This is a genomic window from Anaerocolumna sp. AGMB13020 (genome assembly GCF_033100115.1).
Lineage (GTDB): Bacteria > Bacillota > Clostridia > Lachnospirales > Lachnospiraceae > Anaerocolumna.
Genome location: NZ_CP136910.1, coordinates 961,505 through 977,565 on the forward strand (window position 1 = coordinate 961,505; position 16,061 = coordinate 977,565).

General features: G+C 40.3%; 12 protein-coding genes. 5 read left to right on the top strand and 7 right to left on the bottom strand.

Annotated elements, in window-relative coordinates:
• Positions 1–61 precede the first annotated feature (61 nt).
• The 6 genes from R2R35_RS04075 to R2R35_RS04100 all read right to left on the bottom strand — a co-directional run bounded on the left by R2R35_RS04075 (position 62) and on the right by R2R35_RS04100 (position 7,256).
• Positions 62–706: a 4Fe-4S binding protein gene (locus R2R35_RS04075; protein ID WP_317733217.1), complete on the bottom strand. Its 645-nt coding sequence runs from the start codon at positions 704–706 to the stop codon at positions 62–64.
• A gap of 347 nt (positions 707–1,053) precedes the next feature.
• Positions 1,054–2,313, bottom strand: a complete 1,260-nt coding sequence (locus R2R35_RS04080; protein WP_317733218.1) for an MFS transporter — start codon at positions 2,311–2,313, stop codon at positions 1,054–1,056.
• Positions 2,314–2,413: 100 nt separating this feature from the next.
• Positions 2,414–4,702 carry a xanthine dehydrogenase family protein molybdopterin-binding subunit gene (locus tag R2R35_RS04085; protein WP_317733219.1) on the bottom strand — a complete coding sequence of 763 codons (2,289 nt, stop codon included), beginning with the start codon at positions 4,700–4,702 and terminating at the stop codon, positions 2,414–2,416.
• Positions 4,702–5,205, bottom strand: coding sequence for a (2Fe-2S)-binding protein (locus R2R35_RS04090; protein ID WP_317733220.1), 504 nt, complete (start codon positions 5,203–5,205; stop codon positions 4,702–4,704). The genes R2R35_RS04085 and R2R35_RS04090 overlap by 1 nt, the downstream gene beginning before the upstream one ends.
• Positions 5,206–5,213: 8 nt before the next feature.
• Positions 5,214–6,002, bottom strand: a complete 789-nt coding sequence (locus R2R35_RS04095) for an FAD binding domain-containing protein (RefSeq protein WP_317733221.1) — start codon at positions 6,000–6,002, stop codon at positions 5,214–5,216.
• 456 nt (positions 6,003–6,458) lie between these two features.
• Positions 6,459–7,256, bottom strand: a complete 798-nt coding sequence (locus tag R2R35_RS04100) for a suppressor of fused domain protein (protein ID WP_317733223.1) — start codon at positions 7,254–7,256, stop codon at positions 6,459–6,461.
• Positions 7,257–7,548: 292 nt separating this feature from the next.
• Here R2R35_RS04100 and R2R35_RS04105 point away from each other — a divergent pair, with 292 nt between their 5' ends.
• Positions 7,549–9,012, top strand: coding sequence for an FAD-binding oxidoreductase (locus R2R35_RS04105; RefSeq protein ID WP_317733224.1), 1,464 nt, complete (start codon positions 7,549–7,551; stop codon positions 9,010–9,012).
• A 176-nt stretch (positions 9,013–9,188) separates the two neighbouring features.
• On the opposite strand, the gene R2R35_RS04110 is transcribed toward R2R35_RS04105, so the two are convergent.
• Entirely contained in the window at positions 9,189–10,244 is a 1,056-nt protein-coding gene (locus R2R35_RS04110; RefSeq protein WP_317733225.1) for an ABC transporter substrate-binding protein, read from the bottom strand.
• A gap of 337 nt (positions 10,245–10,581) precedes the next feature.
• Between R2R35_RS04110 and R2R35_RS04115 the strand changes: the two genes are divergently transcribed.
• From R2R35_RS04115 to R2R35_RS04130, 4 genes are all read left to right on the top strand, one after another.
• Complete coding sequence (locus tag R2R35_RS04115; protein WP_317733226.1) at positions 10,582–11,544, top strand: helix-turn-helix domain-containing protein; 963 nt, start codon at positions 10,582–10,584, stop codon at positions 11,542–11,544.
• A gap of 219 nt (positions 11,545–11,763) precedes the next feature.
• Positions 11,764–12,249 (top strand): MarR family winged helix-turn-helix transcriptional regulator, encoded by a 486-nt coding sequence (locus tag R2R35_RS04120; protein ID WP_317733227.1) that lies wholly within the window; start codon positions 11,764–11,766, stop codon positions 12,247–12,249.
• A gap of 118 nt (positions 12,250–12,367) precedes the next feature.
• Positions 12,368–14,098 carry an ABC transporter ATP-binding protein gene (locus R2R35_RS04125; protein ID WP_317733228.1) on the top strand — a complete coding sequence of 577 codons (1,731 nt, stop codon included), beginning with the start codon at positions 12,368–12,370 and terminating at the stop codon, positions 14,096–14,098.
• Positions 14,099–14,101: 3 nt separating this feature from the next.
• Entirely contained in the window at positions 14,102–15,946 is a 1,845-nt protein-coding gene (locus tag R2R35_RS04130) for an ABC transporter ATP-binding protein (RefSeq protein WP_317733229.1), read from the top strand.
• The last annotated feature ends 115 nt before the right edge of the window (positions 15,947–16,061 follow it).

Below are 16,061 nucleotides of genomic sequence, written 5' to 3' on the forward strand. Positions count from 1 at the left end.
GAACGATGTTCTGTATTTAGTGTAACAACAGAACATCGTTTTGTCAACTACAAAAAAACTCTTATTTGCCATATCCAATTGCATTTTTAGGACATACCTTCACACATCGACCACATTGAATGCAATCCGGATGGCTCAAAATATTTTCTTTGTATTCATAGGGTACTATTCCCAAAGGACATTTCTTTTCACATATTTTACAGGATACACATGCTGATGATATCTGTAAAACCTTCTTACTTTTTCGTATTCTTGATATTACGGAAGCGATTGTTCCCATAGGACAAAAATGACACCAGGTTCTCTGGTTATAAAAGAAAGACAGGATGATACCTATTATTGTTGTTACAACAATAAGCCGATAGAATACCATGCCGATACCATATAGATTACCCCAGTTTTTATAAATCCCCAAAGCAAACATTGACATCATAAAAACTACCATAAAAGCCCTGAATACCTTGGATTTAAGAAACTTTGGCACTTTTTTATGGCCACTGAATTTTGATACTACATGATCGTAAAAACTTCCTCTTGGACACAAATTACCGCACCAAAATCTGCCTTTAAAGAAAGAAACAAGAATAGGTGCTGCCATACAGACAATAGCTGCAGTTGCAATTCTAAAGTCAAATAAACTTAAGATCACAAAAGCAAATAATACGATAAAAGAGTAGTTTTTCCAAAGGCTTAATAATTTTTTCATTTTTTTCTCCCTTATTTACATTTCTTAGTAATAAGTAATTATATATTTTTTCAAATTAATATCCGTGACAAAATCACATATTCACCTTCAGACTTCTCTTCCATTCGTATACCACAGCAATAATTAATAGAGACAACCATAAAATGTTTCTTAATATAGTAAAGGAGCGGGATTCAAAATCCCGCTCCTTTACTTGCAGAAAGCCAACGCAACAGATACACCGCCAAATATCCGGTACTTATGCATTGCTATAGAACTTACGATACACCTGGAATTTTCATCAGGTGTCTTAGTTCATGATTATTGACAATTTTTTCCGATTATCAATATATTTCAATTATCAGGAATCAATTATCAAAACTCTCCAGTATACTATCTTTTTTTCCCGGCCTTACATCCCCATGCTTTACAAATATCATCGTACATAAGGAAAGCAGGGAAAATATTACGGCATATGGAAACAAGCTTTGATAGGATATATGCTCCAATAAGAAACCGGAAGCAATTGGAGTAATAACCTGAGCTGACATGGAAAAGGTATAGTATAGTCCTGTATATTTCCCCACATCTGAGCCCTTGCTCATCTGAACCACCATAGGATATGAATTTACATTAATAGCAGCCCAGGCAATACCGGTAATTGCAAATAACACATTAATCCAGGGAGAAAACTCTGTAAAGAGCATTCCGGCTGCATACGAAGCAGCCAGTAGAATAACTCCAGCTATAATCATTTTCTTTCTGCCGATTTTACCGGAAAGAAATCCTATGGGTATGTAACTTAAGATTGCAGCTACCGTAGCAACCATCAGGCAATCTGCAAATTCTCCGCCTTTTAACCCCCATACCTTAATGGCATACCTGGAAAAAGCTGTGGTTACGGCATTATATGCCATAAACCATAAGAAAATCGAAGACAGCAGAAATACCAGGCTTCGCTGTACCTCTTTCGTCAGCTTGTTTGTTCCTGCTTCTAATATATCCTCTTCATCCTGCGGTGCTGCAGTTATTTTAATTTTCTTTTCCCTGATGCTGCTCACAAGAATTGCTACGGCAACCAGCATCAGTATGGCAACGGCAAGAAACACTTGTGTATAATCAGGTTTTTCAACCTGTTTAATCAATTTCTTAATCATAATCAGAGAATAGACACCACCTGCCGCTCCCATGAGATTAATCAGTGCATTTGCCTTGCTTCTTAGAGGTTTGGGTGTTACATCAGGCATCAGGGCTACTGCAGGGGAACGGTATGACCCCATCGTTATGAGCAGTATTAAAAGTACAGCCACAAACAAAAACAGGTTTTCCCTCGCATCTGCGATGGGAAGTATCATCATTAATATAACGGCTCCGATGGTTCCAAACAGAATAAAAGGAATCCGTTTGCCGATCCTTGTATCCACCTTATCCGAGAATGCGCCAAAGACAGGAAGTAAAAATACAGCCAGAACATTATCCAGTGCCATTACAGTTCCAGTTACCGTTTCACCAAAATGAAATGTATTTTGCAGGATCAAGGGAATAATCGTATCATATAACTGCCAAAAAGCACAAATTGACATAAAAGCCAAGCTGATTAACAAAGTTCTTCGGTAGTTTAATTTCATTACATTCTCCTTATTCAATTGTATTATGTATCTATTCTATTAATAGCATAATACAACGGAATCTACAAGCAATATTACATAGGTATAACACAAATTTTATTTATATTTTACCTATTCCCATTAATACTTTTTCCGGTGTTATGGGCAATTCTCTGTGCCAGACTCCTGTGGCATTATAAACCGCATGAGCTATGGCAGGCGGTGGTGTATTGATAACCACTTCTCCGATGGATTTGGCACCAAAGGGTCCGCTTTGCTCGTAACTGCTTTCGAATTCCACCCGAAGGCTGCACAAATCCATACGGGTTGGTATCTTATACTGCATAAAGGAATTCTCTCTGATTTGTCCTTTCTTACTATAAGAAACCTCCTCATACAAGGCCATACCAATTCCCTGTGCCAATCCGCCTTCTGTCTGAACTCTGGCAAGATTGGTATTGATGACGGTACCACAGTCAACAACTGCCACATAATCCAGAAGCTCGATGGAGCCGGTTTCCATATCCACTTCGATTTCTACCATACCTACCATATGAGGTGGCGGTGATACCGGAGAGGAATTCGTTACGGTTACCTGTGTAGCTTCTGAATTTCCGCTCATGGATTTGGAGGCAATATCCATAAGTGATACTTCTGTACTGCCATCCGCTTTCCTGATCTTCTTTCCTGTAAAGATGAGTTCCTCCGCCTGACAGTCAAGCAGTACAGCAGCTATCCTGCACAACTTCTCCTTTAATTCCATACAAGCTTTCTCCACCGCTTTTCCGGTTATATAAGTGGTACTGGAGGCATAGGAGCCGGAATCATAGGGTGAACTGTCCGTATCCGCGCCGAAAATTATAATATCCTCTACTTCACATTCCAGACATTCTGCTGCAATCTGTGCTAATATGGTATCACATCCGGTACCCATATCCGCTGCTGCTATGGATAGGGCATAAAAGCCTTCATCATTTAATTTAATCGTAGCAGAGCCCACATCAACATTTGAGATTCCGGAGCTTTGCATAGCCATTGCTACCCCTTTGCTTCGAATCTTGCCATTGCCCATATCCCTGGCATAAGGTTTATTATACCAGTCAAACATTTCACCGGCTTTTTTCATACAGCTGTCAAGAGTACAGGAAGTGTTGTATTCATTATAATAAGCCGGCATGGCCTGACCTTCTCTTACCATGTTTTTCTCTCTGATGGCAACAGCATCCATATTTAACTTAGACGCAAGCTCGCTGATTGCTGACTCCATGGCAAAGATCCCCTGGGTTGCGCCATAACCCCGGTATGCTCCGGCAGACTGTACATTGGTGTACACAACATCATAATGAAAACGGTAAGCTTCCAGATTGTTATTATACAACGATATGGATTTATGTCCCGACAGTCCTACTGTAGTAGGCCCATGTTCGCCATAGGCTCCGGTATTTGACAAGGTGTACAAATCCAACCCACGGATAGTACCGTCCTTCATGGCCCCTACTCGGACGGTCAGTTCCATTTCATGACGGGGCGTAGAAGCTGTCTGGCTTTCTTCTCTGGTATATATCATCTTTGCAGGCTTACCGGTCTTTAAGGTAACAAAGGCCGGGTAAATTTCTGCAACACTGGTCTGCTTTGCGCCAAAACCGCCGCCAATCCGGGGTTTTGAAACACGAATCCTGGATTTCGGAATATCCAGGGCATTGGCCAATATTCGTCTTAAATGAAAGACTATCTGAGTAGAACTGATTACATGAAGCCTGCCGTAAGGATCCAAGGTAGTATAGGTACGAAAGGTTTCCATCATCGCCTGCTGATTGGATTTGGTATGATAGGTATTCTCTATAATCACATCGCATTCAGACATTACTCTGTCAACTTCTCCGTATTCACTTTTATCTGCAGCGCACAGATTTCTCCTGTTGTCAGCTCCAACAGGACATAATGCCTGCCAGTCTTCCTCCGGATGTACCAGTATCCTGTTATCCTTTGCTGCTCTAAGATCAAGAACCGGTTCTAATACTGTATATTTTACCTTGATAAGTTTCAGGGCTTTGTCAACTGCTCTATGGTTATCACCGGCTACTATCGCAACCGCATCTCCCACATAACGCAGCCTGTTATCCAATATCAAACGGTCGTAAGGACTGGGTTCTGGATAGGTCTGTCCTGCCAGGGTAAAGCGCTTTGCCGGTACGTCTTTATAGGTATAAATAGCTTCTATTCCCGGCACTTTTAACGCAGTGTTTGTATCTATAGCTTCAATGACAGCATGGGCATGAGGACTTCTTAGTACTTTTACGATCAGACAGTCCGATGGCGCGATATCGTCGGTGTAAACCGGTTTACCGGTAACCAGTGACATGGCATCTTTTTTTCGGATGGGTTTGTTTATTACCTTAAATTCAGCCATTAAATTACCTCCGATATATTCTGAGCTGCAAGCTCAGCTTTCGCTGCTTTGGACTGCTGGTACTCAAGATATGCCCTTATCCCTCTTAGCTGCCCCTCATAACCGGAGCATCTGCATAGATTTCCAGCCAGATATTCCTTGATTTCTTCATCTGAGGGATTCTGCTTCTCACGAAACATTGCGATGGCATTCATGATAAAACCCGGATTACAGAAACCGCATTGTTCTGCTCCCTGTTCTGCAATGTAAGTACCGAAATCTTCTGCCTCTCTCTGTAAGCCCTCCAAAGTGGTAACCTTTTTGCCATTGACTCTGGCTGCCAGGGTACTGCAGGATAATACCGGCTTCTCATCTACAAAGACCGTACACAAACCGCAATTACCAGTTTCACAGCCTCTCTTCACACTATAACAGCCGTTATTTCTCAGTAAATCTATTAACAGAAGATCCGCTTCTGCTTCTTTTATGACTGCTTTATTGTTGATCCATAATTTTATCTGCATGACTTACCTCACATTTCCTTCATCTGTAACAGAGCTCTTTTGGTTAAGACTCCGGCTAATATTCGTCTATATTCTTCACTGCCTCGCATATTACTTCCTGTCTCAACCTGGCTGCTGATATAATTTCCAAGCTCTGCTGCACTTGCCTCTGTAATTCCATTTTCTAAAATGCCCAGCTCGTCATAAAAACAGACAGCACGTTTGGGTCTTGCTCCTATTACAAAACGGTATTTTCCATCTGTTTTACAGACTGCACAGGTTAATACCGGGAAATCTGTTTTCGTATTACGTTGGGATAGATATACTGTCTTTCTATTCACTTTCTTCACAATCAGATTTAAAAGTAAATCTCTGTCGTACGGCAGTTTTGAAAATTCCTCAAGGCTTATTACTCCTCTGTTATATAATTCCACCTGGGCATCCAGGGCAAGAAATACCGTGAGTACATCCGAAAAACCATATCTACCGAAAATGCTTCCGCCTACTGTTGCCATATTACGAAATTGAACACCTACAATCTGCCTGACTGATTCCGACAGTGCATTGTTGCTGATATCATTTAGTTCTCTTTGCAATTCCAGTTGTCTAAGAGTAACCATAGCCCCAATTAGGAAGCTGTCCTCCGTTTCCTCAATGGTATCCAAACCCAGATCAGATAAATCAATAGCCGTTCCCACGTTACGTTTCTGAAGCTTCAGCCAATGCATTCCTCCCAGAACTGCATTACTTCTCTTCTGATTCAGTTCGTATGCCTGCTGTATGCTCTCAGCTCTTACATATTGACTAATTGTTAGCATTTTTATCCTCCATTGTTCTTTCTGCCAGGCTTGTCCGCTCTCTATACCTGAACTAATCCTATTGCATTTTATAAAAATTTGTATAATGTATAGTTACTTATAAATATTATAAGTATAAATAATAAACAGTAAAAAACAAACCATTTATTACCTTTTATTTTTTCAGAAATCAGTTAAAACACCTTGCTATTCTAGCACGCTGCGAATTTTTTGTCAAAATATATTAGATTTAATAATTGTATATTTATACATTTTCAATAATTAATTAGCCGTTTCAGAGTTACAACCCGGAAACGGCTAAATTATTGATTTTTATTTGTTTTCTTATATTTCGCTTAAAAATATAAAGTAGTAACGTGCGTCTATCATTCTCAAATACATATCACCAAAGCCTTGCTTCTATTCCCCTATAAAATGACCCTGTAAAATGACTCTGTAAGGTACCTGGCAGTTATTCTAAATGCAATCCTCTCTGTTATAATCTGTTAGCGAATTCGAAATCTTACTGTACAACTCTTTTACCTTCAATTCTTTCTCCATAATCATCTTCAATTCCTTATCCGTAGCACCAATTAATTCAATAAAGGTCACCTTCCCATTTGGGGTATCAATGCTTCCTGCCTGTTCATCTTCAGCTGTTATAAATCCAGTGATTTTAGACAGCTGCTCCACATCCATTCCCATTGTCTGACCGGTATAGATATATTCATTGGGATAGAATAATTCGCCCTCTGTATAGGTTATTCTGGCAATTGATTGCAGAATTCCACACATTCCCCTTATTTCTGCTTCTTCCTTCTCATTGTTTAGCTTTTTAAGCTTTAAGGTAAATTCCATTCCATAACCACTGTACTCTTTATCTTCAAATTCTTTCTCGTATATTTCCGATAGTCCGTAGGTAACAAAATGCCAGTAATCTCCTCCATCATAGATGCTTATCCCATCCAAGGGATCGTTTCCTCCTAATTGCCAGGATATCAGAGTTCCATAATGCATGGGATTTTTCTGCCCTGGATAGATATTCTCAAAGACTTCTGTTATAGCATCCCAGCCACTTGTATTTAGCTCAAATTCTGATTCTTCCTTACCTTTACTACCATTATCAGCTTTATTCTCTATTCTCTCAGCTTTATTATCAGTTCTCTCAGCTTCATTCTCAGTTCTCTTTTCTTCCGTTGTTCTCTTTTCATTTAAGATTTCTTTTGCTTCTGAGGCTTCATCCTCTTTTTTCTTAAATTTATCAAAAAAACCCATGTTCCTCTGCCCCCTTATGATCTGTTTTCCTTCTGCACTTGATATGTTTATTTTGTTTCCTGTTTTTATTCTGATATAGCATTCCGAATATAAGGTATGTTCATCGGACTATTGGTAGCCCTAACTACTTTCTTTTTGTAAATTTATTATATTTTACCATATTTAGCGCTTATTAACAACTTTATATCCTCTTTCCATGTATACAGCGTACTTTCTGCAATTTATAGCATATGATGTAGAAAAACTGTATCTGCACCAATAGCGCAGATACTATGGGAAAGAAGGAAAATAAATGGAAGAACACTTTCTGGACGGACTAACCGGGCGAATCGTGCTGCCTACAGATCCTGATTACGATGAAGCCAGACAAGGCTTTAACCATGGCGTACAGAACTATCCGTTCATTATAAATTATTGCTGCAGTGTGGAGGATGTATGTAATGCTGTCAAATGGTCTGTGTGCCATTGCGTCCCTTCACGTATACGAAGCGGCGGGCATAATTATGAAGGATATTCAAATGGTAATTGTGTGCTGGTGATTGATGTAAGTGAGATGAATGCTATCTCTCTTGATGACGAAAGAAATGCTGTTCAGGTACAAGGAGGTGTAACAAACAGCCAATTGTATAATTATCTTGGTGAACTTGGTTATCCCTTTCCAGGCGGCACCTGTCCCACTGTGGGTTTAAGCGGTTATGCCACAGGGGGAGGCTGGGGGCTGTCATGCAGGTACTTTGGTTTAGGGTGCGACAGCCTAACAGACATAGAGCTGGTGGATTATCAGGGAAACATCCTAAGAGCAAATGCTTCCTGTAATGCCGACCTCTTTTGGGCATGCCGTGGTGCCGGAGGCGGTAATTTCGGAGTTATTACTTCAATGACCTTCCAATTGCCTCCTAGGACTGGAAATGTTACCTTAATTGAAATTGATTACCTTAGAGTAGATACCAAAACGCAGGAAACTTTTCTAGAGGTCTGGCAGGATTGGCTTCCCTGCGCGGATATTCGGATGACACTGATTGCCAGGATATATTATTCCGAAACGGATGGGCAGTCCATGCTGGTTAGAGGTATTTTCTATGGAGCTGCCGAAGAAGCCAAAGTACTGCTTGAGCCTTTTCTTTCCTTGCCTAAGGCTGTTTATAATATTGAATCTATGTCCTTTTTAGAAGCTGTTACAATCCTTGGCAGTGCCTATCCTCCCTTCGAGAAATTCCAGGCGGTCAGCGGATTTGCTTTTCGCAAATACTCCCACTGTGAACTTTCAGATTTAACTGCCTTAATAAGTGAGCCTGCTGAAGGTTCCGTTTTCAGAGGTCTGTCCTTGTATGCGCTGGGCGGCAGGGTACGAGAAGCAAACGTTCAGGAAACAGCTTTCTTTTATAGAGAAGCTGATTATATTCTCTGGCTGGAAACCGTTTGGGAAGAGAATCAATATGCAAGTGCGGGCAGAAATTGGATTGCCTGCAGGTATCCGGAATTCGCTGCTTTGACCACCGGCTCTTATATTAATTTCCCTTATTACGGAATCAACCGCTTTCTAAAGGAATACTACGGTGGTCATATCATGACACTGGAAGAAATCAAGTTAAAATATGACCCCTTCAATATCTTTTCCTATCCCCAGGGGCTGTTGCCAGTCAGAGACAGCAATTGCCTGCCCTCAGGCATCTCAGAAAATAAGCTTAAAGATAGATCCGAGGTACAGACAGGAAATCCAAGAGGCTTCAGATATGTAACTCCTTCTGAGAATTAACCTTATATACAATAAAAAAGGGCTATTGTAACAGCCCTTTTTTATTGTCCGCTCAATGCTTGTTCACAACTTCATGCTTTCCTTACTTTAGTCACACCTTCTCCCTCATGCCAGCTGAAAGAGGTCAAAGCTTTTCAATACCTTCTTTTAATGCCTTATGTATATTCGATAAAGAATCAATGCTTTAATATATTAGCAACAATAAATTCTAATTGGGCATTCATTGAGGTAATGTCTGAGAACCAGAACATACCACTGTTGGTTTCAATTAATCTGCCTTCCTTTACGGCAGAAAGTGAGTTAAACACCTGGTTATCTGCTAATTCTTTTATATTTTCATCGGAGAAAATATAATCAGCGGAATATTCTCCCAGTACCTCATAGGAAATATCTATAAAACTTACTCCCTCCGCCTCTATGACTTCTGTCATAATACGGTCTGGTGCATTAAACCCAAGTTCATTATATATTAATTCTCCGCCTCTTCCGTAATCATTACCGAAAGCCCTTAAGCTGCCGTTTTGCTGATTTTCAAGCAGGATAACGGTCTTGTCCAGTTTTCCAGCCTCGGAAAGCTTTTTCTTGCTTTCTGCAACCTTTTCCTTGAAGCCATTGATCAATTCCTGAGCCTTCTCTTCTTTTCCAGTGATTTGTCCGAAGAAAGTAAGCCTTTGGGTGTAGTCCATCGAATAATAATCCATAATAAGGGTAGGTGCAATCTTACTTAAGGTTTCGTACTCGTCCGGATTATTCCAGATAATTAAGTCCGGCTTTAAGGACATAACAAGTTCCGGATCCAACCCCCAGGCATCAATGACCGTTACATCACCCAGCTCCTCCACAAAGACAGCATCATCATTAAAAGTAGTACCCACAGGATTTATCCCCAATGCAAGCAAATCCCCCTGAAAGAAAGCAACCACAATACGTTTTGGGTCAACAGGTATGGTAACATCGCCTTTCAGGGTTGTTATTATCTGAGTAGCTTCTGTATCATTGTCCGCTTCAGGAGCAGTCTGATTATTACCTGCCTGGGAATTTACGGTGGAAGTTTCTGAGGAATTTTCGGTAGAACTTGCCGAGTTATTTTCCACAGAATTTTCTGAGTTATTTTCGACAGAATTTCCTGAGGAATTTTCGTCAGAATTTCCTCTCGGACCACAGGCGGTAAGTCCGAATATCATGGTCAAAACAGTTATTGGAATAATAATTTTTTTGATAACCTTTTTCATAATTCTATCTCCTTGTTATTGTCCGATTAAGTTAGAATAAGCTAACTTTTAGAATTATAGCATCTGTTTTCCTGTCAGTCAATTCACGAAAAGGATATAATAAAAGGTGGTATGAGTAATATAGAGTACGCAGTTCCTTGTAATTACTGTATATAATTATAATCCGCACTTCAAAAGCTGTTAAAAACAAGCGAACAATATCCTGAAAGAAGCGATTGTGGTATTGATTCTCACTATCACAAATGTTATAGTTAAGTCTGGAACAGAACTTATTTACAGACCTGTTTCAGTAACTAAATAACTGATTCTAATATTAATGTGCAGCAGGGGTGATACAATGAATAAATTTTCTGGACTGGAGAACCTGGCAGAACAGTTAGATTTGGAAGTAAAAGAATACGGCAACGGGAAAGCATATTGCTTTCCCACCCAAATAGGAAATGGCTGGATTTATGAAACTCATCCGGTTCAGGGGTTGTTTGTTTCAAGCTGGTGGTTTACTTTATCCTCTTCCGTAACTTACGTAATGGATTGTAAAGAACCAGGCATGCTATTCCTAAGCATTGACTGTGGAGGTATAAAAATCGTGCAAAACGGCACGAAAACCAAAGTTCTAACCTCCAGAAACCACATCTGTATAAATCCTATGTTACCAGTTAAATTCATTTTTGATAAGGACTCTCCTATCTGTTGTACCTGTTTGCTGGTCTCTGAGAGTTTCCTGAAGGATATGTATCACAAAGGTTTCAGGAGCAGCCTTCTAACCCTTGGAGTTATTAAAAAGTGGGAAGATAAGGCTTATAACACACCGGATATTACACTGGTATTGGAACAGCTGAAATGGGAGGTTCGATATTCCGATATTGAATTAACCTATTATGTCTATAAGGTCTTAGAGTTGTTATCATTAATTGAGCATAACGTCTCACAGCATTCAAGAATCACACAAAAAAGGGCGTACCATGTATCCTGGGATGTGAAAAAGAAGATTCTTGCTGCGGTGCAGCTGATACATGATAATATACTGTCGCCTCCTGGTATAGATGAACTTGCCAAAGTGACTGCCTTAAGCGAAAGCAAATTACATAGATGTTTTAAATCGGAGTTCGGCCTAAGCGTAAAGGAATATATTCATGTGGAAAAGATGAAGAAAGCCATGCTCTTACTGGCCGATGACGAATTGGATATTAGCAGTATTGCATTGAAATGCGGTTATAAAAGCCCTGGCATGTTTACCAAAGCCTTTAAAGAAATATATCATGTTACACCAAGCCAGTATAGAAAAGGGTATTATTTATAATTACCGAAAAGAGTCCGTGTCTTCTGATAAGACAAGGACTCTTTTTCTTTTCCTCATCCGCTTCTTTAAGCAGACCTTCTGTTATCCGGATAAATCAAGTTAAGCTTTCTGACAAAATGAATAAAGTATTTCGAATTTTCCGCGTGACAAAATCTTTTGAATGTGTTAGATTATTAATTAGTCCGTAATCGGACTAATATTTTAAGGAGGCATCAATCTATGCAGGAAGATATTAAGAAAGCCATAAAAAGTTATTATGAGATGTACTTCGAAGTCGGTTATGTTTACGAAGAATTGGCGAAAATACACGGACTTACTTCTACCAGCCTTTTTATACTCCAGATAATATACGATTATCCGGAGGAATGTACACAGCATTTTATATGCGAGAAGATTCTCTATCCCAAACAAACGGTAAATACCATTTTAGATTCCTTTGAAAGAAAGGGCTATATACAAAAAGAAGTATCTAAACTGGATAAGCGAAACAAAAACATATTATTTACAGAAGCAGGAAAAAAATACGCGGATCATATTATGTCAGATATATTTCAGTTGGAGGAAAATGCTTTTACCAGTATGTCCGCAGAGGACAGAGAGGCAATGGTCAGGGGTGAACAGGCGTTTCTTGTACAGCTAAAAAGGATCATGCAGACTTTTAAGAAAACTTCTCCCTCACCGTCTGTAAAGAATTCAGATCGTTAAAAATACTGCTATACAGCGATAAACAGTGATGGCAGTGCAGGCATAATGCAGTTTGTATATATTAACTGCTATTAATAAAATATAAGTAATGGGGGATTTTCAAGGAGGATACTTTTTCATGAAATATTTATTACAGTTTTTAACAGCTAATAAAAAAATACTTTTCTTAATCATCTTTTCTTCTCTGCTGCAGGCATTCGGAACCCTTTTGGTTCCTTATTTTGCGGCAAATGTTATAGATAAGGGCATTGTGGAAAAGAATGTGCCAGCTATTATTACCATTGGCCTGCAAATGCTTGCAGCGGCAGGCTTTACGGCTCTGGTCTCTCTCTGGGGCAGTTATCTGTGTGCAGATCTTGCAGCCCTGACAGGAAAGCATCTAAGAGAAATGCTGTTCTCCAAGACACAGCTTCTCTCTGTGAAAGAGTTTAATCACTATAGTACGGCATCCTTAATTACAAGAACCACCAGTGATATCACGATTATACAGCAGACTATTATTATGATTACACAGATGATACTGCCAACCCCGCTTATTGCGGTTGCAGCGGTAATTATGACCGCTGTCATTAGTCCTTCACTGGTATTCATACCCTTAACCGCAATGTTACTATTCTTTCTCGTAATCGGTTTATTGTTCTTAAAGGCCAATCCGGTCTCCAAAACAATTCAGGGTAGAGTGGATACGGTCAACCGGCTTGTCCGTGAATCCATTGTAGGAATTCGGGTAATAAGGGCATTTGACAATTCCAGTTATGAACGTGGCCGGTCTGACAATGCCTTTACGGAATATGCAGACAATGTAATAAAGCTTAACAGAATTTTTGCAGCCTTTAATCCGGTAGTATGGACTATTATGGGCCTGACCATGGCAGCTGTTGTTTGGTTTGGAGGGTATCAGGTACTTCAGCAAAAGATACTTATTGGAAGTATCTCAGCTGTAACCGAATATACCATTCTGATGCTGATATATTTAATGATGTCAGCTATGGTTCTGGTTATGGTTCCTCGAATGATGGCTTGCGTGGATCGTATAAAGGAAATCCTGGATATTGTCCCAGAGATAACCGACCCAGTAGAAAAACTTACAATATCCAAAACAGATAATAAACAAAAAATCGTATTCCAAAATGTCAATTTTTCTTACAAAGGAGCGGAAAGACCAGTATTGGAAGATCTAAGCTTTTGTTGTGAAAGCGGAAAAACAACTGCAATTATCGGAGGTACCGGCTCCGGTAAAAGTACAGTTGCAGGACTGATGCTGCGTTTATATGACATTCAGTCCGGACAGATACTTATGGAAGGAAAGGATATCCGTACGATATCCCAGGAGGAGCTTAGGGAGCGTTTAAGCTATGTTCCTCAAAAAGCATTTTTATTTAGCGGCACCATTGCTGATAATCTGCGCATGGGACATAAAGAAGCGACTGCCGCAGAGCTTAAATATGCTGCGGAGATAGCCCAGGCAGACACTTTTATAGAATCCCTTGAGGCAGGTTATGATAGTCCGGTAGCCCAGGCAGGTACGAATTTTTCCGGTGGCCAGAAACAGCGTTTATGTATTGCAAGAGCTCTGGTGAAAAAAGCACCCGTCTATATCTTTGATGACAGCTTCTCTGCCTTGGATTTTAAAACAGATGCAGCTCTCAGGGCTGCCTTGAAGCAGGAAATGAAGGAGGCAGCTGTCGTTATAATTGCCCAACGAATCAGCACTATCATGGATGCAGACCAGATTATTGTACTGGATGACGGCAGAATCGCAGGTATGGGCAGACATGAAGAGCTATTGGCAACCTGCAGTGTTTATAAGGAAATCGCTGATTCCCAGCTTACGGAAAAGGAGGTGTAGCAAATGAAAAAACAGAAAACACAACAGAGGAAAGAAAACAGTAAAACAGACTATGAAAATGAGGATATGCCAAAGAACAAGGCAGCTGCCATTAAACGGTTGTTTGCACTGTTATTAGAGCAAAAAGCTGCTTTGATAATCATTATCTTCTCAACAATCATGAGTATTGGTCTATATGCCGCAACACCTCTTATACTGGGTAAGGCTATCGATCAGTTGATACAGGGTATAAACGAAAAGGGCTTTGGCGGAAGCTTTCAAGTGCTATACGGCATTATCAAGTGGCCTATATTACTATTCCTTGTATCTTATCTGACCAGCTCCCTCTTTGCCTTTTTTCAGGAATACACCATGGCAGGTGTGGGTGAAAAACTGGTGTTAGCCCTGCGTAAGAAAATGAGTGATAAAATTACCAGGCTTCCCCTGAATTATTATGATACCCATCAGACAGGAAATCTCTTAAGCCGGGTGACCAACGACCTGGACAGGGTAGCTGAGGTTTTAAAGACCGGCTCTCTGCAGTTTATAAATGCTATCTTTAATATTTCCATCAGTATAGTTGTAATGCTGACCCAGAGCCCACTGCTTACAGTAATCATACTGGCGGCTATGTCCATAAGTGTATTTGCTACCAAATGGATTTCAGAGAAGAACTTTGAGGTTGCTGCTGAGAACCAGAATATTTTAGGTATCTTAAACGGAAGCATTGAGGAATTCTACACCGGAAATCTGATTATAAAGAGTTTCAATCAGCATAAGGAGGTAATCAATACTGTCCGTGAAATCAGTGAAAGACAGTATGCAGCCAACAAAAAAGCACAGTTCGTTATGTTTGCTATTTACCCGGCGATTCGTTTTCTGACACAGCTGGGGTTTGTAGTCACTGCCATTGTAGGTGGTATATTTGCTGCTGCCGGAAGCATTACCATTGGTACCATTCAGGCCTTCCTGCAATATGTTAACCAGATATCAGACCCGATAGCCCAATCCTCTTATTTCCTCAATTCACTGCAGGCGGCACTGGCATCGGCAGAGCGTGTCTTTGAATTCCTGGATGAGGAGGAAGAAGTCCCTGATACACATGCACCAAAGCTTCTCACGGAACCCAAAGGTGCCGTAAGCTTTGAGCATGTACGTTTTGGATACCGGCCGGAGGCTGTACTTATGGAGGACATCAATCTGACCGTACGTCCCAACGAAATGGTTGCAATTGTTGGCCCTACGGGTGCGGGAAAGACAACACTGATCAATCTGCTTATGCGTTTCTATGAATTAAATGGGGGCAGAATCTTAATAGACGGTATTGATATCAAAGACCTTCCAAAAAGTGAACTGAGAAAAACTGTCGGTATGGTTCTGCAGGATACCTGGCTGTTCCAGGGGACCATTGCGGATAATATAGCTTATGGTAAGATGGATGCCACCCGTGAGGAAATCATTCAGGCTGCCAAAGCTGCCAGATGTGACCAGTTCATCCGTACTTTAGAGAACGGTTACGATACCGTTATCTCCAGTGAAGACAGTAATATTTCTCAAGGACAGATGCAGCTCTTAACCATAGCAAGGGCAATGCTTGCCAATCCTTCCCTGATGATTCTGGATGAAGCCACCTCAAGCGTTGATACCAGAACCGAAGTGGAAATCCAGAAAGCCATGCATCAGATTATGAAAGGAAAAACCAGCTTTGTAATAGCCCACAGACTATCTACCATCCGCTCCGCAGACATGATTCTGGTAATGAAAAACGGTACCATCATTGAACATGGTACCCATAAAGAATTATTGGCCGCAGATACCTTCTATGCCAACCTGTACAACAGTCAGTTTGCTGCCGGTTCTGCCAGCTAATATTTTGTTTCCAGTATCATTTACAAAACGCCGAGGTAAAATATTTGATACGCTGAGTCTGCATTCTGCTATTTTGTTGCCATCTCTGATATGGTATGTTATATTAAAATACAAC

Bases quoted from the DNA above. Each gene is read 5' to 3' on its own strand.
- R2R35_RS04075 (WP_317733217.1), bottom strand. From the start codon at position 706: ATGAAAAAATTATTAAGCCTTTGGAAAAACTACTCTTTTATCGTATTA.
- R2R35_RS04080 (WP_317733218.1), bottom strand. From the start codon at position 2,313: ATGAAATTAAACTACCGAAGAACTTTGTTAATCAGCTTGGCTTTTATG.
- R2R35_RS04085 (WP_317733219.1), bottom strand. From the start codon at position 4,702: ATGGCTGAATTTAAGGTAATAAACAAACCCATCCGAAAAAAAGATGCC.
- R2R35_RS04090 (WP_317733220.1), bottom strand. From the start codon at position 5,205: ATGCAGATAAAATTATGGATCAACAATAAAGCAGTCATAAAAGAAGCA.
- R2R35_RS04095 (WP_317733221.1), bottom strand. From the start codon at position 6,002: ATGCTAACAATTAGTCAATATGTAAGAGCTGAGAGCATACAGCAGGCA.
- R2R35_RS04100 (WP_317733223.1), bottom strand. From the start codon at position 7,256: ATGGGTTTTTTTGATAAATTTAAGAAAAAAGAGGATGAAGCCTCAGAA.
- R2R35_RS04105 (WP_317733224.1), top strand. From the start codon at position 7,549: ATGGAAGAACACTTTCTGGACGGACTAACCGGGCGAATCGTGCTGCCT.
- R2R35_RS04110 (WP_317733225.1), bottom strand. From the start codon at position 10,244: ATGAAAAAGGTTATCAAAAAAATTATTATTCCAATAACTGTTTTGACC.
- R2R35_RS04115 (WP_317733226.1), top strand. From the start codon at position 10,582: ATGAATAAATTTTCTGGACTGGAGAACCTGGCAGAACAGTTAGATTTG.
- R2R35_RS04120 (WP_317733227.1), top strand. From the start codon at position 11,764: ATGCAGGAAGATATTAAGAAAGCCATAAAAAGTTATTATGAGATGTAC.
- R2R35_RS04125 (WP_317733228.1), top strand. From the start codon at position 12,368: ATGAAATATTTATTACAGTTTTTAACAGCTAATAAAAAAATACTTTTC.
- R2R35_RS04130 (WP_317733229.1), top strand. From the start codon at position 14,102: ATGAAAAAACAGAAAACACAACAGAGGAAAGAAAACAGTAAAACAGAC.